Source organism: Runella sp., assembly GCF_027484545.1.
In the GTDB taxonomy this organism is placed as follows: Bacteria; Bacteroidota; Bacteroidia; order Cytophagales; family Spirosomataceae; genus Runella.
Window position 1 is genome coordinate 1 of the sequence record NZ_JAIXST010000135.1, and the last position, 23,793, is coordinate 23,793.

Below are 23,793 nucleotides of genomic sequence, written 5' to 3' on the forward strand. Positions count from 1 at the left end.
AACTTTGGAGTGACTAAACTCAAAGATTATGTACCTATTTTGCCCAAGTTGTCACAGCACAAAGATAAAAAAGAATGGCCCTACTCACTACGGTAATCGCAGCGGCGAACCGTCAGACCCCCGTTGTGCGTTGTCTTCCGAAGGAGACTGCGCACTCAAAATAAACAGAGTGTTTGTAACACGGTGAGTGCCAAACACCTTTCTATAAAGCATAAATTTTATAAAAATCCTTCCGTTGTGCGTTGCCTTCCGAAGGATGACTGCGCAATCAAAATAAACAGCGTGTTGGTAAAACGGTGAATTTCCTGACAGGTTTTCACGGAAGCTCATTCATTCAAATCAGCCGGAAGTGGCCTTTTTAATTAGCTTTTGGCTGCACAAACTTATTTTAGCAGCCGGAAATTATAGTTTTATGTAGGAATTGGCTGATTATGGCCGATTTGTTTACTTAATCCTGCTTTTAATGACTATAATTGATACTCCTTGCCACTTCTCTTTTCCACAAAAAGCACATTCTGCGTACATTTGTCGACATCAACTTTTTCTTTCCTCTCCGCTATGTTCCGTTTTCAAACCCGAATTCTGTTTTTTTTCCTCATTGGCTGTTTGCAGGCCGTTTCAAGCTCCGCGCAAACACCTCCAACTGCCACGACTGACGCAACGCTCATTTACAACGTTCAGGTGGTGAATGTGCAGTCGGGAACGGTGCAACCGAATAAAGCCGTATTGCTCAAAGGAGGTAAAATTCAGAACGTAGGTACGTATGCGGCGTTGAAAAAAGGGGTGAAGGCCGACCGCCAAATCAACGGACAAGGAAAATACCTCATTCCGGGGCTGTGGGATATGCACGTACACATCGAAGGAGAGGATTTGGTGGAGGACAATTTGGCGTTGATGGACGTGTATCTGGCCTACGGAATCACTACCGTGCGCGACTGTGCCAGCGATTTGGGCGAAAAAGTGCTGCAATGGCGCGACGAAATCAATCAAGGCAAACGCCAAGGCCCTCAGATTTTTACGGCAGGACGAAAACTGGAAGGCATCAACTCCGTTTGGAAAGGTGACATTGAAATCGGCAACGAAAAAGACTTGGATTCGGCCCTGCGGATGATTGATAATTACAAAGTGGACTTTGTCAAAATCACCGAAAATACGCTTCCCGGGCCGTTGTTTCTAAAAAGTGTGCAGGAAGCCAAAAAACGCGGTTATTTGGTAACGGGCCACGTCCCGATTGACCTGACCATTGGTGAACTGACCGATGCCGGATTTTCCGCGATTGAGCACGCCACGTACCTGCTTCGACTGGGCAATGATGAGCAGCGCGTCGTCACGATGATCCGGGATGGAAAGCTTGCCAAGGCAAAAGCGGGAGAAGTATACAGTTCAAATTTTGACCAGGCACGGGCCATCGAAGGCTATAAACGAATGGCTCAGAAAGGGTTGGCGGTGACCCCGACGATTATCGGAGGACGACAATTGGCCTACCTCGACCGCGACAACCACCAAAACGATGACTTTCAGAAATACCTTACGAAACGCTTTACCGACAAGTACCGTTGGCGCATCGAACGCATGGCAGGCGAAACGCCCGAGCAGTCGCAACGACGCAAAGACCAAGTGACTCTTTTGATGAAACAATTGCCTTTGGTGTTTGATTCGGGGGTGTTGGTACTGGCAGGAAGCGATGCGGCGGCGCTCAATACGTTTGTCTATCCGGCGCTGTCGCTGCATCAGGAGTTGGAGATATTTCAGGAAGCAGGGGTAAAACCGGCCGATATTCTCAAAACAGCGATTCTCAACGGCCCAAAATTCTTGGGAAAAACAGCGCAATTTGGGGGAATTGAAACGGGAAAAGAAGCCGATTTAGTGCTATTAAACCAAAATCCGTTGGTAAACATCAAAGCGACGCAGGACATTTTTGCGGTAGTCAACAACGGCACCTACTACAACCGTAAAACTTTGGACGAAATGCTCGAAAAAGCCCGACAAATCAAACTCCGCCTCGACAGCGAGCGCAGCAGTCGCTGATATGCTTCTGGAATAGCCCTATTGAGACGGACAGTTGAAAAGCCTAATCGCACGGGCGCCCCCGTTTCCAAAGTTATGTCATCAAAAGCAACCATGACGTAAATACATGCCTCCATACAACGCCAATTATTGGAGAGTTCGCCTGAATATGAGTTTGTAGAATTTGATTCCCTGAAATAACTATATACGCTGACACGATGCAGTCAGGCTACGGCAATGAAATGAACGGTTAAAAACATCACACTACCATTTATCTTTAAGGTTCATTGAAAATAAGAGAGGCAGTCCGTTGCCGAACTGCCTCTTTTTGTTCATTTATGTAACGCTGAAATCCGTTCGTTTAGAAACGGTCAAGATTCATCACCTTGGTCCACGCCGCCACAAAGTCCTCTACAAACTTCTCCTGAGCATCGGCACTTCCGTATACTTCGGCAATCGCTCTCAGTTCTGAGTTGGAGCCGAGCACAAGATCAGCGCGGGATGCTGTCCATTTAGGTTGGCCAGTAGCACGGTCGCTTCCCAAGTACACTTCTTTGTCTTCCGAAAAGGCTTTCCATGCGGTACCCATGTCGAGCAGGTTGATAAAGAAATCGTTGGTAAGTTGGCCCGGACGGGAGGTGAAAACACCATTTTTGGAACCGTCGAAATTAGTATCCAATACACGCATACCACCCACCAATACCGTTAACTCAGGCGCGGTAAGGGTCAACAACTGTGCCTTATCAATCAGTAATGCTTCGGTAGATACCGTAAAACTTGTTTTGCGATAGTTACGGAAACCGTCCGCGACAGGCTCCAGATAACCGACTGATTCAACATCCGTTTGCTCCTGCGAAGCATCCATACGACCGGGCGTAAAAGGAATAGTGATGGCATGTACCGCTGCTTTTTCAACACCTGCGTTACCACCCAGTACAATCAAATCAGCCAGTGAAACTTTTTTACCGCCTGACTGCGTATCGTTAAACTCCTGCTGAATGCTTCCCAGTGTACCCAAGACTTTTTGCAACTGTGCTGGATTGTTTACTTTCCAGTCTTTTTGGGGAGCCAGGCGAATGCGGGCACCATTGGCACCGCCACGCTTGTCGGAGCCACGGAAGGTAGAAGCGGAAGCCCAAGCGGTGGAAACCAGTTCAGATACGCTCAATCCGGAGGCCAATATATTTGCCTTCAAGGCCGCAATATCATTATCATCTATCAATTCATGGTCAACCGCAGGGATAGGATCTTGCCAGATCAATACTTCTTCCGGCACATCAGGTCCCAGGTAACGGGCACGCGGGCCCATATCGCGGTGCGTTAATTTAAACCATGCCCGAGCAAACGCATCGGCAAAGGCATCGGGATTTTCCAGAAAGTTTCTGGAGATTTTTTCGTAAGCCGGATCCAACTTTAAAGCAAGGTCCGTAGTAAGCATGGTGGGTGCATGCTTTTTTGAAGCATCATACGCATCAGGAATAATATCTCCCGCATTTTTTGCAACCCATTGGTGAGCACCGCCCGGGCTTTTGGTTAATTCCCAATCGAAAGCGAACAGATTTTCAAAGAAGTTATTACTCCATTGAGTGGGCGTTTTTGTCCACGTTACTTCCAGTCCACTCGTAATGGTATCAGCACCTTTGCCTGAACCATAACTATTGCTCCAGCCAAAGCCTTGCAGTTCAATACCCGCCGCTTCGGGCTCTTTGCCAACATTTGTAGAAGGAGCCGCACCGTGGGTTTTCCCAAAACTATGTCCCCCGGCAATCAAAGCAACCGTTTCTTCATCATTCATGGCCATGCGGTCAAATGTCTCACGTATATCTTTTGCGGCAGCGATGGGATTAGGATTACCGTCAGGCCCTTCCGGATTCACGTAAATCAGACCCATGTGTGCCGCAGCGAGTGGATTTTCAAGGTTGCGAGAATGAATAGAGCCATCGGCATCTTCATCGGATGACACCACGCCCTGCTCCGCAACGCCTGTCGAACCTTGAGAGTAGCGCTTGTCATTTCCCAACCACGTAGTTTCTGCACCCCAATACACATCTTCCTCTGGTTCCCATACGTCGGCACGTCCGCCGCCAAAGCCAAATGTTTTGAATCCCATTGATTCCAAGGCTACATTTCCGGTAAGAATCATCAAATCGGCCCATGAAATCTTGCGGCCATATTTTTGTTTGATGGGCCAAAGCAATCGGCGGGCTTTATCAAGGCTTACGTTATCGGGCCAGCTGTTCAAGGGGGCAAAACGTTGTTGTCCTGCACCTGCACCGCCACGGCCATCACCCACACGATAGGTACCTGCACTGTGCCATGCCATGCGAATGAACAAAGGACCATAATGCCCGAAGTCAGCCGGCCACCAATCCTGTGAGTCGGTCATGAGGGCATGAAGGTCTTGTTTTACTGCCTCCAAGTCGAGGCTTTTAAAGGCTTCAGCATAGTCAAAATGTTCTCCCATTGGATCTGATTTGGAAGAGTGTTGACGCAAAATATTCAGTTTTAATTGGTTAGGCCACCAGTCACGATTTCTGGTGCCGCCACCGCCAACATTTTGTTTCATGCTTCCATGATGAACCGGGCACTTGCCCTCGCCGTTCATTGAGTTATTTTCCATTTTAATAGATTAATAAATTGTTGGTAAGGTTTGTAATGATAAGTTTACGATAAAATCTACTTACTTATTAGTTCAACTCTGATAAGACGATACTCTAATGGAAGTATGGGAAATCCAGATTGCACATAGATTTTTCCATTATTCGTTCCCAAAGCTACAATAGGGTCAACAATAAATCAAATTGATTCTTTTTATGACTATATAGACAGCATCTATAATTCTATTCCCTGCTTCAAGCGGAGGCTTCCATTTTTGCCTCGGTATGTTGGACTGTTTCATTTTGGGTAGGTTGGCAGGCGTCAAAGAGGACAACAAACCCCGTGGCGAAGAAAATTAGGTGTGGTTTCATAACAGGTGATTTTGGATAATCAACGAAGATAATCGTTTTTCACCAATTCCCTCACGGGTATTCGGCGAACCATTACTATTTTTCCCAAAGCCTTCGGCTTTTGCCCAAAACGTGAGAAGAGTCCAAAAAGCCAAAATCCCTGACAGAATTCCAACCGAGACCTTGAGTCCATTTTTCATAGCGTTTTTTTAAAATACCCTCCTTTATTCAAGAGAAGGAATGACCGGCATCAGCATTTCCCCTGATACGTATCATACAAAGCCGATACAACAATTTTACAGCAAAGATGTACTAATTCTACCCCTGTTGAGCGTTTATATAGAAATAGTGGATTATATAGTCCCTGTTTTATTCCTAAACTAATCCTACAGCCATGCGAAATCTTCTACTTTTGGCCCTTTTGGGGTCATTTTTAAGTACATTACAAGCCCAAACTCCCAATCGTTTTTTAATCCAAGGCATCACTGCCGATACATCAGCCCGCCCATTGGGTTCGGCTACGGTCATGTTGTTGCAGCGCAAAGACTCTTCGCTGGTCAATTTCACCCGCTCCAATGACAAAGGAGAATTCACGCTGCGCAATGTGAAGCGCGGCGATTACTTACTCAAAATCTCCTACGTCAGCTACCTTCCTTTCGAGCAAACCATTGTCTTTGCCGATAAAGAAGTCGTGGATTTGGGAACGCTCAAAATGAAAGCCATCACCAAAGAACTCTTTGAGGTGGTTATCAAAACGGCGCGGGCCCCGCTGAGCATCAAAGGCGATACCATCGAATACAACGCGGCATCGTTTAAAGTACCGCCCGGCTCTACGGTGGAGGATTTGCTGCGCAAACTTCCGGGCGTGCAGGTGGATCAAAACGGCAACATCATTGCGCAGGGTCAAAAAGTGCAAAAAGTAACGGTGGACGGCAAACGTTTCTTTGGAAATGACCCCAAAATGGCCACCCAAAACCTGCCCGCTGAGGCCATTACGAAAGTCCAGATATTCAACGACAAGACCGAGCAATCGAAAGCAACGGGGGTAGACGACGGCAAACAGGAAAAAACGGTCAATCTGGAGTTGAAAGACGAATTTAAAAAAGGAGGTTTCGGAAAACTGACGGCAGGCGGCGGCACCGACGGCAACGACAAAGCCGGACCGCGCGGTGAAATCAAAGCGAACTACAATAAGTTTGACGACAAAAACCAGTTTTCGGTCATTGCCTTGACCAACAATACCAACCAATCAAGTATGTCATGGAATGATTATGAGGACTTTAGGGGTAGCAGCACCTACAGCGACTGGGATGACAGCGGTAATTTTGGCTTTGGCGACGAAGGCTATAATTCGGACGAAGACGATGACGGAGGTATAGGTATCCCAGCGGGGAACGGCGCGAGTGGCGGCTATTCCAACAATATTTCGGGAGGAATGAATTACAACTACAACACAAAAAAAATAAAAACCAACGCCAGTTATTACTACAACTCAACCCGACAGGTACTTGACGCCCTCCGCAATCGCGAGACCTTTCTACAAACCGGTTCCTTCAAAAGCACGGAAGAAAGCAGTCAAATCAATTTTATCGGCAATCATCGCCTGGCCTTTCGTCATGAGCAAACGCTTGATTCGCTCAATACCCTCATTTTCAGCAACAACAGCCGCTACAATACGGGCAACACCCGATTGAACAGCTTGCAAGACCTTTTCAAAAACAACGACTTCAAATCCAACGAGAGCATAGTCAACAATGCCGCTACGTCGAGTAAGTTTGAAATGGCCAATTCACTGCTGTATCGTTTGAAATTTAAGCCCAAAAAAGGGCGCAGCTTTGCAGCAAGCCTTGCCTATAATTTTACCAACAACGACGGCGGCGCCGACCAACGTTCGCTCAATTTGTTTTACAAAGCCGCCACTCCCAACGACGTCATTCGTCAGCTGTTGGACCTGACCAATACCACCGGCGGAAAAACGAGTCAAATCAAAGCAGGGTTGCTGTTTGTGGAGCCTTTTGCCAAACGTTTTTTCTGGGAAAGTTTTATCAACGTCAGTCACCGTTCCAACACCATTGACCGCGATGTGTTTGATTTGGCCAAAGACAATAGCCGTCGTACGCCGGTAGACAGTTTGAGCAGTTATTACCAAAACAATTATAACTACGCCCGCCTCGGAAGCAGCCTGCGTTACTCGTTCAAAGGGTTGAATTTTTCGGCGGGGTTGGCGGTGCAATCTTTCAAAATCGACGGAAGTTTTTCGCGCGGCGTGAACCCCGCGTCGTCGTCGAGCCTCGGTACTATTTCAACCATCAGCCGTACCTTCACGGCGTTGATACCCAATGCCACCTTCAGTTACGACCTGAAAAACAATCGGTATATGTGGTCGCAATACAACGTGGGTGTCACTCAACCGAGCACCCGCGATTTACAACCCGTCATTAACACCGGCAATCCGTTATTTATCAGTCAGGGAAATCCCGATCTATTGCCGGAAGTCCGTCACCGGATCTATTTTGGGTACAGTATGTTCAATCCCGCGAGTTTTGCGAATGTTCAACTGAGTTTGAATTACTCCTACAATCTCAATCAGGTCATTTATAATCAGCAGGTGGACCCCTCCACGCTCGTTACCACCACCAAACCGGTCAATATTTCGGGAGGGCAAAATATGGGTTCATACCTGAGTTTTGGCTTTCCGTTGAAAAAAACCAAAGCCTCCATCAATTTCAACCTTAATCCGGGTTTCAGCAAAAATTTGACACCCATCAACGGAGTTCTGAATCAAACCAATACGGCCAATTATCGCTTCGGCACCCGCCTTGATTTGACCCCGAGCGACAATTTTACCTTTTCTGCCAACGCCAATTGGGGCATCAGCAATACCAAATACTCCATCAATACGACTCAAAATCAGCAGATTATGAACCACAGTTACGAAGGCAACTTAAACATTCGCCTTCCGAGAAGTTTCTTTATCACTTCTGCGCTCAATTATCAAATTTACATCAACAACCGCTACGGATTCAATCGACAGTTACCTATCTTAAATACTTCCATCTTTAAAGTTTTGGGTAAATCCAAGAAAGCCGAAGTTCGGCTCTCGGTGTACGACGCATTCAACCGCAACGTAGGCATCAGCCAATCGGCCTACCAAAATTACGTCTCGCAGGAGCGAGTGCAGACGTTGGCCCGTTATTTTATGCTGAGTTTTACCTACAACATGCGTGGCCTGAATACTAATCTCAAGCGCAGCGATAGTTTTTTCTAAATCTGCCTAAAATGGAATCCATCTCTACCCCCAATTTGCTACAACAGTACCTTAATTTTTGGAGACAATGATATTTTAGTAGATTTGTGGCCTATTCTCTACAGTACTTCTCCTCACCCTCCCGTTATAAACTCTATTGCCTTTCAACAGACCCGTTCATTTTTCTTTTTTAACCACTAACTTACTTTTAACAATGATCAAGAACTGCTTACGCGTACTTTGCTTTGCATTTTTTTGGGTGCCTAATCTATTATCCGCTCAACAATGGGTCCAAGTCGGGAATAAAGGTGACTGGGCCTCTACAATTGATGTAATCGGAATGGGCGGATTTTTATACAGTATTGAAAAAGATGGAACCCTATTTAAAACTGACCAGCAGGGAAATTACCAACAATTGGGCAAAAAAGGAGAATTTGACAATGCCGATGTGTTGGTAGGCTTGGACAATGAAATCTGGACGGTAGAAGATGGCTCGTTGTATCGTACCAATTCCGCTACCATTGCTTGGCAACAGGCAGGAAAACCAGGCGACTGGAAAAATACCGCCGCTATGGTGGGCCTAAACGGTAAGCTGTACAGCATCGAAACCGACGGAACGCTTTATGAAACTTCTAAAGACGGCACTTGGGTGCAAATTGGCAACAAAGGTGAATTTTCGGATGCCGATATGCTCGAAGCCATGGACGGGCACCTTTGGACCGTGGAAAAAGGAACGCTTTACAAAACCAACATGCGCTCACTCCGCTGGCAGCAGGTTGGAAATACAGGTGACTGGGCAAATACCATTGCCATGGTAGCTGACCGCGGTTTTCTATGGAGTGTTGAAGCCGATGGAACACTTTTCAAAACCGACAAAGACGGAAATTACGAACAAGTAGGTCCGAAAGGAATTTTGAGTCAGGTAACGCTTATCGTGGCGATGAACAATACGTTGTACGTAGTGGAAAACGGCACTTTATACCGTACCAAAGGGTAGAACAAAGAGCAAGTTAGCAAAGGGCAAATAAGCAAGTTAGCAAGCCCTTTTATACATCGAGTAGTTTCCGTTACTTCAGCGTCGGAAGCTGCTCGATTTATTTTTTAAGTTGATGGGCCAAATTTTCAAACAATTGAAGATGTGCTTTTTTTACAATCGTCACAAAATAAGCGATAAGGAGACGATTGCCCTTTACTTCTATGTGTTCTGAAACCACCACTTGATTGGGATTTTCCGCTTGGGTAAATCTAAAATCAATCACCAACACAATTCCGCCTTTCACGTTGCTTGTGTATCGGATGTGTTTATCCGGCTCAATTTCAATCACTTCGGCTTTGTACTCAGGTTTCATTTTCAGAAAGCCCAACAATACGGTACTTTCTTTTACCTGGTATTCGATGCCCTTATTTGCTGTTTTCGATAACTCATTGACTTCTATCATGTAAGGATGAAGCTCACCGAATTTTCTAAAGTCTAAAATAGATTCGTAAACACACGACAACTCGCCATCAAACGAATACTGTAAGTGAAGAATTTTGGTCGCCATTACTGTTCAATTAATTTCCATCCTCCCTGAAGTTTGACACTTGCGCAATTAGGCCCGCCGTCTTTCCCGACTCCCGGCACTCGCACTTCCAAAACTGACCCGTAAGCTGCCTCCAATTGATAAAGTAACTCCCAAGTAATACTTTTCAAAGGAATTTTTAAGCGACGACTCCAAGGAGTATCCATTTGTCCGGCCGCCCGGCCGATGTCAATATAAACAAATCGTTCTTTGGGCGGACCTTGTGCTGCTACCCCCAGAAAAACGGGCAGTTCGTCGGCTTTTGATTTCAGTTTTATGCTGAATTCAAACGTGAGGTCTTCTCCCTGAGATTGTTGTTTCTGAATGGTCACGTAATTGTTGCCATTCCCCTCCTGAATCCCAAAAACGACGCCCGCCGTTGGCTTCTCTAAAATAATCCTAAGGGTGATTTCTCTTTCCATACTTTAATACTAATCTTCAGATTTCTGCCAATATTTCGTGCCTAAATAAAAAAAGCGACTTTTATTTCCCTTTCGCCGAAAAATCCAAATCGTGAAAGTCAAAGCTGAAATCGGTCAAGGGAGAAATGGCTTTCATTTTGAAACCGGATGCTTTGCCATCATTGTCTAAATCAAACATCACGTAGGCATCGGCATCCATGCTGCGCTCGGTCCATTTGACAATAAACGTGTTTCCTTTGTAGGGAAATAGCTCGCCTGTCAGTTGAAAAGAGCGTTTGGAATCAAACCACGGTTTGCCGTTTTTCATCGAAATCACTACGTCGCCAAACCATTTGTCCTGATACGTTCCCGTAAACAGATTTACGTCTGTTTTGGAAGTATTGGCTTTTTGTTGGGCTTCAATATCGCGCCAGATAGCATCCGTTATTTTTTTCGCTTCGGCCTCCCCTCTCAACACTCGGTCGTGATTTTCTTTGACTCGGTCCAACCCTTTGATACCCAAATAACTGTCTTTGATGGTGTTGGTAATGGACGTAAACGCCGCTCCCGATTGTTGGTTGGTAAAAACGATAATGCCCAATTTCATCTCCGGCAACAGCGTCACCTGCGTTACAATACCCGCCAAACCACCCGTGTGCGTGGCTTGTTTGTAGCCTTTTACGTCGGTGAGGCCCCAGCCCAGTCCATAACTTGAAAAATGGGTGTTATATGAATTAGTCCCTCTGACGGGGATAATAGTTTGAGGCGTCCACATGTCTTCGTGTACATCAACGCTGAAAAGTTGTTTGCCATCGCCGTATTTTCCATTGTCCATTTGCATGATGATCCACTTGCTCATGTCGGTGATGTTACTGTAAATTCCACCCGCAGCATTGGCCGTTTCGCTCCAATCCCGACGAATCACTTTCACCGTTCCTTCCACGGGCGCATGAGGGTCAATCACGTTTGTTTTGTCTCTCAGTCGCTTAAACGAAGCCGCTGTTTGGGTCATCCCAAGCGGCTTGAGAATACGCGTTTCGATAAAATCTTCCCAAGGCATCCCCGACACTCGCGTCACAACTTCGCCCGCTACGATGTAGAGCAGGTTGTCATAATCGTATTTGGTACGAAAACCCGATACCGGTTTCAGGTAACGAAGGTTGTGAATGATGTCTTTTTGAGTGAAATTATTTTGGTCGGGCCAAAACATCAAATCACCCGCACCCAATCCTAATCCACTGCGGTGAGTCAGTAAATCTCTGACTGTAAATTCCTCCGTTACGTAAGGATTGTACATTTTAAATTCGGGAATAATGTCCGTCACCTTCGTATCCCACGTTAATCGCTTCTCGTCAATCAACATTCCCAACGCTCCCGACGTGAACGCTTTGCTGTTGGAAGCAATGCCGAACAAGGTATTTTCGTCCACTCTTTGTTTGGTATCCAACGACCGAACCCCGTAGCCTTTGGCGTGAATCACCTTACCATCTTTCACTACCCCTACCGCAATGCCTGGTACGTCAAAAGTTTTCAGGGTTTTTTCTACCAAAACGTCAATTTCAGCAGAGGTAATAACCTGAGCATGGATACGATAAGAATAAATAAACAGGCAAAGAAGGGTAAGAATGTAACTGGTCGTTTTCATAAGTTTGTTGATTTTGGGTGTATGTTTCTAACGTGGTCTTAGCCTCGAATAAGAGCAAGTTTAAAAATTTTTTGCTACGGATTAAGTTTGTGGAAAATTATATTTGGTAAGCCCGTTCATTTCTTTTGCTTGCCCAAAAGAAACGAACCGCAGCCGCGGACGGTCAAAGAAAAGGGGAGCCTGTCCAAAGCTTCATCCGCACAATACCCGCGCGCACCACGCTAGACAGGCACGCCTCACGCACAAGGATTTATTAGTCCGTAATTTGTAAAATTTAAACAAGTTCTAAGTTTGAAGAGACAAAAATCATAAAATCGTCCGAAGTTCAAAGATATATTCTAAAAAATTGATTTTCACCACGCTGCATTTGAAAGTCCGAACCTCCAATCATCGAATGCTGCCGGGTCAAAAGCAGACATTCTTTGATATTTTCATACTTTTGCCTCAGGTTCTACCAATCACTTTTTTACAACCACGGAAAACGGAACTACCTGCGCATGAATCTTACGCCCGACCAAGCCCTCAAAGAAATTCGTCAAAAAAAGATTTACCCGTTGTATTTTATCCACGGCAACGAGCCTTATTACATTGACAAATTGGCCGAAGCGCTCGAAAAAGCAGTGGTTCCTGAATCCGAAAAAAGCTTCAATCAGTTTGTGCTATTTGGCAAAGACGCCGATGTGGGTACCATTCTGAACAACGCCCGCCGGTTTCCGTTTATGGCCGACCGACAATTGATTTTGGTCAAAGAAGCCCAACAGTCAAGCGGATTGGACAGCAAAGACAAATCCGTCATGTTGGAAGATTACGCCGCTCGTCCGTTGTCGTCTACGGTTTTGGCACTGTGTTTTCAGGGGAATTTCGATATGCGCAAATCTCTGCCCAAAGTATTTGAGAAAAACGGGGCGTTGATTCAGTGCAAGAAAATGTACGACAACAAACTCCCCGATTGGGTAGGCGAATATACGAGAACATTAGGCGCTAAAATCAGCATCAAAGCCATTCAGATGTTGGTTGAAAACATCGGCAATGACCTCAAACGCATTACGAGCGAAATTGACAAAATGCTGCTCAACCTCTCGGCAAGTGAGGAAATCACCGCGGGTGTAGTTGAAAAATACGTCGGAATCAGTAAAGAATACAACGTTTTTGAATTCCAAAAAGCACTCACTCAACGCGATGTATTGAAAGCCAACAAAATTGCCATTTATCTGGCGGCCAATCCAAAAGACAATCCATTGCCTCAGGTTTTGATTATTCTGTACAATTTCTTCAGCAAAGTATTGGTCATTCACGGAACTCAGGACAAATCAGAAGGGCATTTGGCGTCGGTATTGGGCGTAAGTCCGTTTTTTGTGAAGGATTATCTTTCGGCTGCGCGGCAGTATTCACTGAATCACGTAGCCAAAGCCATCAAAGCCATTCGCCACGCCGACAATGCCTCCAAAGGCATCGAGTCAGGTTCCATGGACGAAAGCGCCATTTTGAAAGAATTGGTATTTAATATACTTCATTAGGAGTGAGAAGTCAGGAGACAGGAAAAATGTTCACTCCTCGCTTCTGGCTCCTGAACTCTGATTTCTCACTCCTCGCTTCCGACTCCTGACTTCTCACTACTCGCTTCTGGCTCCTCCCCCAACAACTTCGGCTCTGCTTTTATTTCTTCGTATTTGCTGAACTGTTCCAATTTTTTTCGATTGGCATCGGCGAGTTGCATATCAATACTCCAGTCCATGGAGGCGGCCAATTGATAGATCATAAACTGGATTTGATTGTTGGCAATGCGGGGCAGGTCGCCCGAAAGCGCTTTTTCGTTCATGGCCTGTTTGGCGTCTACCAGCAGATTGGTGTAGTCTTCGTGACTGAAGCGATTCCAGATGCCGTTTTCGATGTCGTAAAACTTATAATCGGTATCAATCGACAATACTTCCGGTTCCGGAAAATAGTCAATGACCATTTTGTGAGTAGTTTCGTCTATGTGAAAACGCATTTTGCCAAAGTCAAAACCTACCAGCACTTTTGCTTTGGCAATCACCAGCGCTTTTTTGGAGTTTTTGAATAAATACAGAAACGTTTTGTCGTCTTTGTAATCAAATATTTCGGTAAAATAGCCTTCAGCCATCACCACTTTAAAGACCTTTTCAATACGTTCGAGCAAAATAGTAGCTGATTTTGTAGAGCGGGCTATCTGCGCATTTTTACGGTCTGAAAGATAAAAGAAGCCATACCCAATCCCTCCGCCGAGAAGCAGGGTAGAAATAAAAAACAGCAGTGAGGCCAAGCCCATGATTTTTTGGATTTTGCGAAAGTTAGGAAAAATTTAATATCAATTTACGAAGTCCTTACTTTGGCAAAATCATTGCTTGTTTAGAAATAAAGTCGTTATTTTGGACAACTAATTTTGTACACACATGAAACTGGCGCATACCTGGATATTGATGATAGTGACTGCCTTAGGCCTGACCCAATGCAATGTGACAGGCAATGGTAATGACCCAACTCCCAACCCAAATATCTCTAAAACTGAACTGTTGGCAGGAACTTCGTCCAAAGCGTGGGTTTTGACTTCTTCCAAAATAGACGGAGATGAAGTAATCAATCAATCATTTCCCTGCACAAGAGATGATAACATGGTGTTTCGTACTGCCAAAACCTACGAATGGAACGAAGGAGGCAGCAAATGTAATGCCAAATCCCCACAGGTGTATGAAACAGGAACTTGGGAGTTTGACACCGGAGAAACAGAAATTATTCTCAGCAAAGAATTGCATTATAAAATTATAAAACTCACGGCCAATACGCTCCAGATTTCCATCCAAAACGTATTCGGAGAAACCGAGGAATTGACTTTTAAGCCCAATTGATTGTTGCCCAAACTGCTCATCGTAATTGCCGGCCCTACGGCGGTTGGAAAAACTGACTTCTGTGTACGGTTGGCTCAAGCGTTGCAAACCGAAGTAATTTCGGCCGATTCCCGGCAGTTTTATCGTGAACTCAACATCGGCACGGCCAAACCTTCCGAGGCTGAATTACAGGGCGTACCGCATCATTTCATCAATTCGCATTCCATTGACACGCTGTACAGTGCAGGCGCTTTTGAACGAGACGCGCTGGCAGTCTTGGACACCCTGTTTCAAACCAAAGACGTAGTTTTGTTAACGGGAGGCTCCGGGCTATACATCAAAGCCGTGTGCGAAGGTTTGGACGATTTGCCCGAAACTCCGCCTGAACTTCGCTCGGAATTGATGCAGCGTCTTGAAACCGAAGGATTGGAAATGTTGCAAGCTCAACTTCAAACGCTCGACCCAGTCTATTGCGCCCAAAATGACCTTCAAAATACCCAGCGGGTTGTACGTGCTTTGGAAGTCAGTTTGTTGACGGGTAAGCCTTATTCCTCATTTCGGGAACATCAACCCGAGCAACGGCCTTTCAAAATTGTTCAGATTGCCCTCGACCGCAACCGCGAAGAACTTTATCGCCGCATTGACGCCCGTATGGATGCCATGCTCACTGCCGGTTTGGTGGAAGAAGCTCGTTCTCTGTTGAATTATCGCTCCCACAATGCCCTCCAAACCGTCGGTTACAAAGAAGTGTTTGATTATTTAGACGGCCTGTACGATTACATTGAAATGGTACGCCTGCTCAAACGCAACTCCCGCCGCTACGCCAAACGCCAAATTACGTGGTTTAAGCACCAAGGAAATTTCAAATGGTTTCAGGCAGATGATTTTGAAGGCATAAGCAACTATTGCAGCTCTTTTTTACCGCAATAGGCGCAATGGGTTACGCAAAGGACACAAGGATTTGATTATTCACTCATTCACAATTCACAAATTGCCCTCTCCATGTCTAACGAAGAAATAGTCGAGATTCTCGAAATGACCGTAAAGCTGCTCGAACTCCACAACGCCGATGCTTTCAAAACCAGAGCATTTTCGACAGCGGCTTTCAATTTAGACCGTTTTAAAGACGCCGAAATCGCAAGTCTTCCGGCTGAAGAGCTCACCAAAATTCAGGGTGTAGGCAAAAGTACGGCCGTCAAAATTGTCCAGTTAGTCAATACGGGACACCTTCCCGAACTTGATGAATTGGTAGCTCAAACTCCCGCGGGTGTCTTGGAAATGTTCAAAATCAAAGGCATTGGTCCCAAGAAAATCGGCACTATTTGGCGGGATTTGGGAATTACCACCGTTGAAGATTTGAAAACAGCCTGCGAAAACGGCCAAATTGCCAAGTTAAAAGGCTTTGGAGAAGGAACGCAGCAAAAGATATTGGCCTCTTTGGCTTTTTTGCAAAGTCAGGTGGGCAAACTTCGTATGGACAAAGGCGAAGCATTGGCAGGATTGATTTTGGAAGAACTTCAACCTCATTTTGCCAAAATAGCCATCACGGGAGAGGTAGCCCGTAAGTGCGAAATCGTAGAAACCATTCAATTGTTGATAGGGACAGAATCGCCCGTGGCGGCGGCCCGAGCCATCAACGAAGTGCCGTGGTTGGTTCAAAACGAAAAAGAATCGTCTCCTTTCGCCTGGCGCGGCAAAATTTTGGACCGCAGTGCCGCCTCTGACCTTCCTCCGCAGGGCGAAGAAATTGAAGTAAAAAAGACGTTGGAAATTCGAGTTGAAATCCTATTCACTACTCCTGAACGATTTGAAAACGAACGATTTATTCTTGATGGAACCGAAGCCCATTTAGCCCAAAAAACACCGACAGGCAGCACACTTCTTTCCGTGGCGATGGGTTGGTCTGCTTTTCAATCAGCAGAGGAAATTTATCAAAAAGCAAGTTTGCCTTTTGTCGTTCCTGAAATGCGCGAAGGCAGGGGAGAGTTTGATTGGTTAACCACAAACAAAAATGAAGATTTAATTGCCTGGGACGACCTGCGTGGTATTCTTCACAACCACAGTACCTACTCCGACGGCAAGCACAGTCTGGAACAAATGGCGCGTTTTTGTCAGGAATTGGGCTTTGAATACCTGGGCATTGCCGACCATTCTCAAACGGCTACTTACGCGCAGGGACTCTCGGAAGAGCGTGTGGAACAACAACACAAAGAAATAGAGCGCCTGAATCAGGTTTTTGCGGAGACTTTTCCGAAACCCTTTAAAATCCTGAAAGGCATTGAATCCGATATTTTGGGGACCGGCGCGTTGGATTATCCCGAAGAAATACTGAAAACGTTTGATTTTGTGGTAGCATCGGTGCACAGTAATTTGACCATGAGTTTAGAAAAGGCTACATCACGTCTGCTCCGAGCCATTGAAAATCCATACACCACCATATTAGGCCATCCCACGGGGCGATTGCTTCTGGCCCGAGAAGGATATCCCATTGACCATCAGACCATTATTGATGCCTGTGCCCAAAACGGCGTTGTTATTGAAATCAACGCCAGTCCGTGGCGTTTGGATTTAGATTGGCGTTGGATTCGGTACTGCATGGAAAAAGGCGTGATGTTATCCATCAACCCCGATGCTCACCACAAAGAAGGGTATTACGACATGCACTACGGCATCAGCGTAGCCCGTAAAGGCGGCCTCACCAAAGCCATGACCTTCAACGCGCTGCCCCTGAACGAAATAGAGTCGTACTTGGCAAAGAGAAAAAGTTAAAACTGTCGGTAAGATGGGTCAAGGGTCGGTCGGTTTACAATCGACTGACCCTTCTGTTTGATTATTTTTTCATCAAATGACGTAAATCATCGCAGCGCTTTGCATCGTTTTAGGATTGATATGCGTTATTGTTGAATACGAGTTACTTAGCTTGATGAATATGAAAAATAACCTACTTTGGGCGAGCGGATGGTCGTTGGTTCTCCTTCTTTTCATCCAATCCTGCAAATCGGATCCCGATCCTTATGCAAACAACTCTCTTACGCTTTCTTTCAGCAATAAAGTGGGAAGTGATGGGGTGGTATTGGGTAGCGGCAATTACAAAAACGCAGTGGGGGAAGACTTTACCGTAACTACCTTCAGTTATTTCATCAGCAATATTTCCCTCAAGAAAGCGGACGGAACAGTATATACTTACCCGCAGGATTCGAGTTATTTTCTGATACGGGAAGCCAATATTGATTCGAAAAAAGTGGTTTTGAAAGGCGTCCCCACCGGCGACTTTACCGAACTCAAGTTCATGATCGGGGTGGACAGCCTCCGCAATACGATGGACCTCAGTCGCCGCAAAGGTGTACTTGACCCCGGCGACATCAGTCACGACGACGGCATGTATTGGTCGTGGAATTCGGGCTATATTTTTCTAAAATTGGAAGGCAATTCGTCGAAAGTAGCCGCTGATGCCACTGGAAATCAGAAATTCAGGTACCACATCGGGGGTTTTGGCGGGTACAATACCAAGACATTCAACAACATTCGTACGGTTACGTTACCTCTGGGAAGCATAGTGGCCAAAGTGGGACCTGCGCAGCAGCCAACCATTGAGGTAGTTGCTGATATTGCCAAGATTTTTGACGGAACTCAAAAAATCAGTTTGGCCCAATACCCTACCGTTATGTTCGCTGATTTTTCATCTACCGTGGCCAACAACTACGCTGCTATGTTTAAAATTTCTGGCGTAAAAGATTGATTATCAAATGAAAAAATCGTACATCGTCATACTATCTGCAGCGTTGTTTGGGTGGGCGTCGTGCCATCGCACTCCCGACACTCCCACCCCGACAACGCCGACCGTAGAAACGCTGGAAGTACCTCAACCGAGTTATTTCCCCGCGATGGTGTATGATTTAAAATCCAATCCCCTTACGACTGACGGATTCCAATTAGGCCGCTCGCTGTTTTATGACGGTATTTTGTCGCGCAACGGTACTATTGCCTGCGGTACCTGTCACCAACAGGCGGCGGCTTTTACGCATCATGGGCACGATTTGAGCCACGGAATTGACGATAAAATCGGGATGCGCAATGCCCCTGCGATTCAGAACATGGCCTGGGAAAAAGATTTTCTGTGGGATGGCGGGGTGCATCAATTGGATTTATTTCCAATGGCTCCCATCGAAAATCCCGTAGAAATGGACGAAAAACTGTCTAACGTTCTGCAAAAACTGCGCGACAGCAAGAATCCCAATTATCCAGAGTTATTCAAAAAAGCATTTGGTACCACTGAAATCAATACCGAGCGTTTTACCAAAGCGCTATCGCAGTTTATGCTGTTTTTGGTTTCCAACAATTCTCGGTATGACCTCTATCTAAAAGGAAGCACCAATGCCATTACCGCAACGGAAAAGGAAGGGTTGGCTGTATTTAAACAAAAATGCGCCACCTGCCACGCCAGCGAGCTTTTTACCGATCATTCGTTCCGTAACAATGGCTTGGATATGGCTCGCTCTACCGACCAAGGTCGTTTCAGGATTACCCAAAATCCTGACGACCTGTATAAATTTAAAGTCCCAAGTCTGAGAAATGTAAGCTACACTTCTCCCTACATGCACGACGGTCGTTTTACCACCTTGGAGCAAGTGCTTGACCACTACGCTAAAAACGCAAAGCAATCGGCCACGCTCGACCCTATTCTGCAACAAGCCACTCCAGCCGGCATTCCACTTACCGACGACGAAAAACTAAAGATCATTGCCTTCCTCAAAACCCTGTCCGACGACAGCTTTGTAAAAGACTGGCGCTTTTCCGACCCAGGCTTTGGCAAGTCTTTTTAAAGGGATACTGACTAACCATTCTTCTTCTTAATTGGCAATTTTACACTTTTTCAAACGAATAAATGGTTACTATCACACTTTTTCAAATGAATAAATGTAAAAACAAACATTTTACCTGACGAAACGACTAATTGTTGAAGATTGCATACTAAGGAAGTACTTCTTAGATGAACAAAAGACCCGTGTTTTTCCGACCCGACGACTTCTTCATTCAAAGTAGCCGGCAGTCAACGCACTAAATAGTGTTTTTTTAAGTTTTGCCCGCAACAATTGCGGCTCAATGGCCCCGCGTTCGAGGAGTTTATTGGCAAATCGGTTCAAAAAATAAAGCCCTTTGATCTGTACCGAGCCATTGTTGGTGTAGATGCGTCCGTGGGCCAATCGGCCGCTTTTGTCGAGTCCTTCCAGCACTTTGATCCACTGCTATCCCCACCAAGTTTACCCAAATACACTACTGCGTTGCTGTGCCACCTAAAAAATGGCCTTTGTTTATATCAGGTGTCGCACCTTCATTTTCTTATACTTCTTGCCCATTCCCAATGAAAATGCCATTGGGTTTTTGATGATCAATTCACCTTTTTGAAGACCGGATATGGCTTCTTTGATTTCCTGAAAGTCTTTGCCCGATACACCAAACAAATCCTTTATGACACCATCATTGATAGATTGTTGCTTCATAATGAGTGGATACTGGGCATTGGCATAAAAATCAAAGAACTCACTTTTATAGCTGTCCATGTTCTGGGTTGCTAAAATGATAGATAGCCCTTTATTGCGGCCAATAGCTATCAAATCTCGCAAAGGTTTATTATCAAAGCCCAGCATATAGTGGGCTTCATCAATGATGGTGAAGTGGCGGAGTTCTACGCAGTTTTCATCGGTGGCTTGCTTGGGTAATTTCTCGTAAATCGTATTAAGTTTTGAGACAATAAAGTAAACGATTGCCTTGGCAATGGGACCGTCTTTTGGAAAACCGTCCATCTTGATGATGTAGCTATCTTTGATTAAGTCAATCTTATCTTCGGCAGAAAAGAGCTTATTTCTAATCAATTGCTTCATTACAGACTTGATACTGTCATCACGGTCTCGTTCTTTATCGGGTTGCAGCAAGGTATATTCTTTCAGAATCAGCTCAAATGTAATCGGCAGGTTGTTGGTGCGTTTGTAGGCATTAATAATGGCTTCCGAGAGTCGGTTGCTCATGTTGGCACTGATGCGGGCATTGTCAATGGCACATAAGGCATTGGCCAATTCGGTGGAGTATAAATTTATCTCATTTTGGGTTTTGCCCGTAAAGTTTTTAAATGGACTAAACGGCAGCGGGGCAGTGAGTGGGTCGAGCAGTGCACTTCTATCAACTTCAAATAAGTTAAGCCAGGCATTATTGGCAGAGTCAGAAAATTCGCCTTTATAATCAAAAAGCAGAAAATTGACCGGATACGGACTTTCGACCGACAGCGAGCGTATTTCGTTGATAAGCACCGCCAGAAGGTTAGACTTGCCCGAACCCGTTGTGCCGGCAATCAGTATTTGAGTATTGGCAATGTTTTTCCCGTTGAGATTCAAGCCCGCAGGAATATCGTCTTCATAGCTGCCCACGTTGAGATTTAATGACGGAATACCGCCCCCTCTACCACTCACTGAGCTGTTATTGGTATTCAATAACCAATCTTCTAAGGTATTGTTTTTGAGCAAAAGTCGACTGCCACGCAGTATTTCGGCGTTGATGATTCGGCTATTTTCGGGGTCATTTTTCCAATCCAATTTTAAATTACTATACCTGAGTTTCACCAACGTCAGAATCGGAACCTGTAGGTTATGATGCGTAAAAAGTGTTTCAAATATTCTATTTGCACTCAATTGAATAGGTTCAAAATCTTCTTTTTTTCTTGTTTCATTGCTCGAAAGCCCTGCCAATAGGCAAATCCGCATGATTTTGCTATTGTTGAGATTCAACGCTTTTGTCCGCTCCGAATACTTTTCTAAGTTTATTCTTTGCTCAATTTTTGTGCGGATTTCGTGCAATTCTTCCAGTAACCCTTCGGCTTGTCTTATATTTTGTAGATTGATGGCGTTCATAGGTTAAGCGTTTACGGTTTTTCCAAAATAGCCTATGATCACTTCGGTTGATTGGCGTTCCCGGTCTCTTTCGAGGGTATATACTTTTGAAATAAACGGTTCTATTTTGGAGAGGTCGGTTTGGGGACGAATTTCACTATCCGAACTCAATAAAATGGTTTGGTGCGATAGCTCAGGAAAGTAGTTTTCTAAAACCGTTGAGCGACTGGTTTCGTCCAATACCCCCATCACGGTATCAATCATCACGGGTGGGTCGTAGTCGCCAAATTCGTGCAAGGCTTTTAATAAAACCTGTACCACCACTTGTTTTGAGGCCGTATTGAGTTGGTTTAGGTAGATTTCGTTTCCTGCTTGGTGGTATATTTTGAAAGTTAGGTTTGAAAGATTTTCCGAAAGTTCAACCTTCGCAATGACATCTCGGTAAGCGGCCAAATTGACATTGAGGTCCTGTTTCATTTTGAGCTCGATTTGCTGTTTTTTGGTTTTCAGCAATTGGTTGGCTACTTCCTCAAAAAATGCCTTCAACTTACCCAATGCTTCATAACGTGGGTCAGGTTCCTGACTCATCTGAATATCGTACTGGTGCAAGCGCTTATCAATTTTTGTTATTTCGCCTTGGGCTTCGGCTATTTGTGTTTCCAGTTTTTTGATGCCGGCTTCGTTGTCTTCATAGGCTTTCAAAATGGCATAATCTGTCCCCGTGATCTGTGCTTTCATTTGTTCTGCCTGAGCTTCAAAAATCGGAATCTGAGCTAAGGACAAATTCAAATCAACCTGTTGTTGGTTGAGCATCGGAAACGGATTAGCGGCCCGATTATTCAGCAGGTTTTCGAGGGCTTTTACTTCCGAAAATTCCAAGAAGTGATATTCATCTTTTATGGGCAGGTTTTGGCTGGTTCGCCACACATGATCAACGAGTTGTTCCAGTTTTACGTCACCCAATACTAATTTGTTTTGCTGCAAATAGTTCAAAATCGCAAAACTGATGGTTTCTATTTGCTCGCGGCTAAGATTGGTGCTATTGTTTTGTTGCTGCTCATTTTTGGCTTTCAAAATAAGGTGTATCTCTGACTTGAGGGCTTCTACTATTTTGGGAATACAGACGTTTAACTCAATATCTTTTACAAAATTCTCAATGTCTTCTCGATAAATGGCTTCTTTTTTATGAATGCCGTCAATGGTTGCAACCGTCTGCTCAATTTTGTTTTTGATGGTGGTTTCCTGGTTAAGCCCGGCCTTCAGGTTATCGTATAATTCTTTGCCGGCCACCGAGTATTGCAGGGCATCCTGCAGGAGCTGCTGTACCATTTTGTGGCTTGCCTGAAATTTGTTTTTCTGCTCAATTAAGCCCAAATATTCTTTTTTTTCGTTTTCTACCTGTAGCCTTTGGGCCGTATATTGTTGATAGAGGGTTTCGGAGGCTTTGGCCAACTGAATGTATTTATTGAAGCCCATCACATTTTCGATGTTCTCCTTTATTACTTTATTCAGTTGGTCTTCCTTGAGCAAATTGCCCGCTTCCATGGCATCAAACAAAAAATATCGGCTCAATTCTTGGGGCAAATTGGCCTTTATGATTTTGTTTACCTGAGCTTCCTGTTCTATTCGTTGGGCGGGGGGGCGTGGCCGTGCCGTACAAAAACACCGTGCCGTTCATGTTGAGCCGCACGCTCTCGGTGGGCTGCTTACTTGTGTTGAGGGCATAGGTGCGGGTCAGGATGTATTGCTGCTCTTCGTTGAGTACTTTGCCCGTAAAGTGCAGTTCGAGAGTGATTATCTCTTCGCCTTTATCAAGGCTACCCGCATTGAGCAGTTCTTTGAATTGCTTTAAGGAATGGATGTGAAGTCCATACAATGCCCCATAGATGGCTTCAAACAGGGTGGTTTTCCCGCCTCCGTTTTTGCCCCCAATGAGGATAATAGGCTTATCGGGCTCTACCGAAATATCTAAATCAAGGTCGTAGTAGGTCTTGAAATTTTTGGCTTTGATGCGTTTGATGTGCATGGAGACTTATTTGATTTTTTGGAGGGCTTTGTCAATCAAACGCTCAATGCTCTTGTCGTCGAGTTCCTGTTTGCTTACTTTTTTTTCGTGAAACTCCCGCAGCAAATCTTCTTTTACCCAATCGGCATCAAGCTGATAATTTAGGCTGATGGTTTCGATCAGGCTCATATCTTCCCGCCGAACACCGTAGTGCAGAAATGTGGTGTCTAATCCTTTTTTGGCCATGTGTTTTA

At 45.1% G+C, this 23,793-nt stretch carries 20 protein-coding genes; 9 read left to right on the forward strand and 11 right to left on the reverse strand.

Features of this window, described 5'->3' with window-relative positions:
• Positions 1-558: 558 nt before the first annotated feature.
• The gene (locus Q0081_RS12575; protein ID WP_298353635.1) at positions 559-2,028 is read left to right on the forward strand and encodes an amidohydrolase family protein; all 1,470 of its coding nucleotides are present in this window, start codon (positions 559-561) and stop codon (positions 2,026-2,028) included.
• A gap of 340 nt (positions 2,029-2,368) precedes the next feature.
• Here the strand turns inward: Q0081_RS12575 and katG are convergent, their stop codons facing one another.
• Both katG and Q0081_RS12585 read right to left on the reverse strand, forming a co-directional pair.
• A complete protein-coding gene (katG, locus tag Q0081_RS12580; RefSeq protein WP_298353639.1) occupies positions 2,369-4,627 on the reverse strand; it encodes a catalase/peroxidase HPI in 2,259 nt (752 codons plus the stop codon).
• Positions 4,628-4,972: 345 nt separating this feature from the next.
• Positions 4,973-5,155: a hypothetical protein gene (locus Q0081_RS12585; protein ID WP_298353642.1), complete on the reverse strand. Its 183-nt coding sequence runs from the start codon at positions 5,153-5,155 to the stop codon at positions 4,973-4,975.
• 194 nt (positions 5,156-5,349) lie between these two features.
• Between Q0081_RS12585 and Q0081_RS12590 the strand changes: the two genes are divergently transcribed.
• A complete protein-coding gene (locus tag Q0081_RS12590; RefSeq protein WP_298353643.1) occupies positions 5,350-8,223 on the forward strand; it encodes an outer membrane beta-barrel protein in 2,874 nt (957 codons plus the stop codon).
• Between the two features lie 193 nt (positions 8,224-8,416).
• Positions 8,417-9,199, forward strand: a complete 783-nt coding sequence (locus Q0081_RS12595; RefSeq protein ID WP_298353645.1) for a hypothetical protein — start codon at positions 8,417-8,419, stop codon at positions 9,197-9,199.
• Between the two features lie 97 nt (positions 9,200-9,296).
• Here Q0081_RS12595 and Q0081_RS12600 read toward each other — a convergent pair whose 3' ends face one another.
• From Q0081_RS12600 to Q0081_RS12610, 3 genes are all read right to left on the reverse strand, one after another.
• Positions 9,297-9,746 (reverse strand): SRPBCC family protein, encoded by a 450-nt coding sequence (locus Q0081_RS12600; RefSeq protein ID WP_298353651.1) that lies wholly within the window; start codon positions 9,744-9,746, stop codon positions 9,297-9,299.
• A complete protein-coding gene (locus Q0081_RS12605; RefSeq protein ID WP_298353655.1) occupies positions 9,746-10,186 on the reverse strand; it encodes a DUF5990 family protein in 441 nt (146 codons plus the stop codon). The genes Q0081_RS12600 and Q0081_RS12605 overlap by 1 nt, the downstream gene beginning before the upstream one ends.
• Before the next feature lie 61 nt (positions 10,187-10,247).
• Positions 10,248-11,810, reverse strand: a complete 1,563-nt coding sequence (locus tag Q0081_RS12610) for a serine hydrolase (RefSeq protein WP_298353658.1) — start codon at positions 11,808-11,810, stop codon at positions 10,248-10,250.
• A 497-nt stretch (positions 11,811-12,307) separates the two neighbouring features.
• On the opposite strand from Q0081_RS12610, the gene holA reads away from it, so the two are divergent.
• Positions 12,308-13,327: a DNA polymerase III subunit delta gene (holA, locus tag Q0081_RS12615; RefSeq protein WP_298353662.1), complete on the forward strand. Its 1,020-nt coding sequence runs from the start codon at positions 12,308-12,310 to the stop codon at positions 13,325-13,327.
• A 65-nt stretch (positions 13,328-13,392) separates the two neighbouring features.
• On the opposite strand, the gene Q0081_RS12620 is transcribed toward holA, so the two are convergent.
• Positions 13,393-14,097, reverse strand: a complete 705-nt coding sequence (locus tag Q0081_RS12620) for a DUF4230 domain-containing protein (RefSeq protein ID WP_298353666.1) — start codon at positions 14,095-14,097, stop codon at positions 13,393-13,395.
• A gap of 124 nt (positions 14,098-14,221) precedes the next feature.
• On the opposite strand from Q0081_RS12620, the gene Q0081_RS12625 reads away from it, so the two are divergent.
• The 5 genes from Q0081_RS12625 (at position 14,222) to Q0081_RS12645 (ending at position 19,476) form a co-directional block, all read left to right on the forward strand.
• Positions 14,222-14,674: a lipocalin family protein gene (locus tag Q0081_RS12625; RefSeq protein ID WP_298353669.1), complete on the forward strand. Its 453-nt coding sequence runs from the start codon at positions 14,222-14,224 to the stop codon at positions 14,672-14,674.
• Between the two features lie 3 nt (positions 14,675-14,677).
• Complete coding sequence (gene miaA, locus Q0081_RS12630; RefSeq protein ID WP_298353670.1) at positions 14,678-15,583, forward strand: tRNA (adenosine(37)-N6)-dimethylallyltransferase MiaA; 906 nt, start codon at positions 14,678-14,680, stop codon at positions 15,581-15,583.
• Between the two features lie 72 nt (positions 15,584-15,655).
• A complete protein-coding gene (locus Q0081_RS12635) occupies positions 15,656-17,422 on the forward strand; it encodes a DNA polymerase/3'-5' exonuclease PolX (RefSeq protein WP_298353673.1) in 1,767 nt (588 codons plus the stop codon).
• A 160-nt stretch (positions 17,423-17,582) separates the two neighbouring features.
• Positions 17,583-18,392: an MbnP family protein gene (locus tag Q0081_RS12640; RefSeq protein WP_298353677.1), complete on the forward strand. Its 810-nt coding sequence runs from the start codon at positions 17,583-17,585 to the stop codon at positions 18,390-18,392.
• Between the two features lie 7 nt (positions 18,393-18,399).
• A complete protein-coding gene (locus tag Q0081_RS12645; RefSeq protein WP_298353680.1) occupies positions 18,400-19,476 on the forward strand; it encodes a cytochrome-c peroxidase in 1,077 nt (358 codons plus the stop codon).
• A gap of 207 nt (positions 19,477-19,683) precedes the next feature.
• Here the strand turns inward: Q0081_RS12645 and Q0081_RS12650 are convergent, their stop codons facing one another.
• The 5 genes from Q0081_RS12650 to Q0081_RS12670 all read right to left on the reverse strand — a co-directional run bounded on the left by Q0081_RS12650 (position 19,684) and on the right by Q0081_RS12670 (position 23,785).
• A complete protein-coding gene (locus Q0081_RS12650; protein WP_298353683.1) occupies positions 19,684-19,887 on the reverse strand; it encodes a hypothetical protein in 204 nt (67 codons plus the stop codon).
• A gap of 78 nt (positions 19,888-19,965) precedes the next feature.
• Positions 19,966-21,555 carry an ATP-binding protein gene (locus Q0081_RS12655; protein WP_298353686.1) on the reverse strand — a complete coding sequence of 530 codons (1,590 nt, stop codon included), beginning with the start codon at positions 21,553-21,555 and terminating at the stop codon, positions 19,966-19,968.
• 3 nt (positions 21,556-21,558) lie between these two features.
• A complete protein-coding gene (locus Q0081_RS12660; RefSeq protein WP_298353689.1) occupies positions 21,559-23,106 on the reverse strand; it encodes a hypothetical protein in 1,548 nt (515 codons plus the stop codon).
• The gene (locus Q0081_RS12665; RefSeq protein ID WP_298353692.1) at positions 23,084-23,560 is read right to left on the reverse strand and encodes an AAA family ATPase; all 477 of its coding nucleotides are present in this window, start codon (positions 23,558-23,560) and stop codon (positions 23,084-23,086) included. Before Q0081_RS12665 ends, Q0081_RS12660 begins: the two co-directional genes overlap by 23 nt.
• A gap of 6 nt (positions 23,561-23,566) precedes the next feature.
• Positions 23,567-23,785, reverse strand: coding sequence for a DNA modification system-associated small protein (locus tag Q0081_RS12670; protein ID WP_298353695.1), 219 nt, complete (start codon positions 23,783-23,785; stop codon positions 23,567-23,569).
• Between the last annotated feature and the right edge of the window lie 8 nt (positions 23,786-23,793).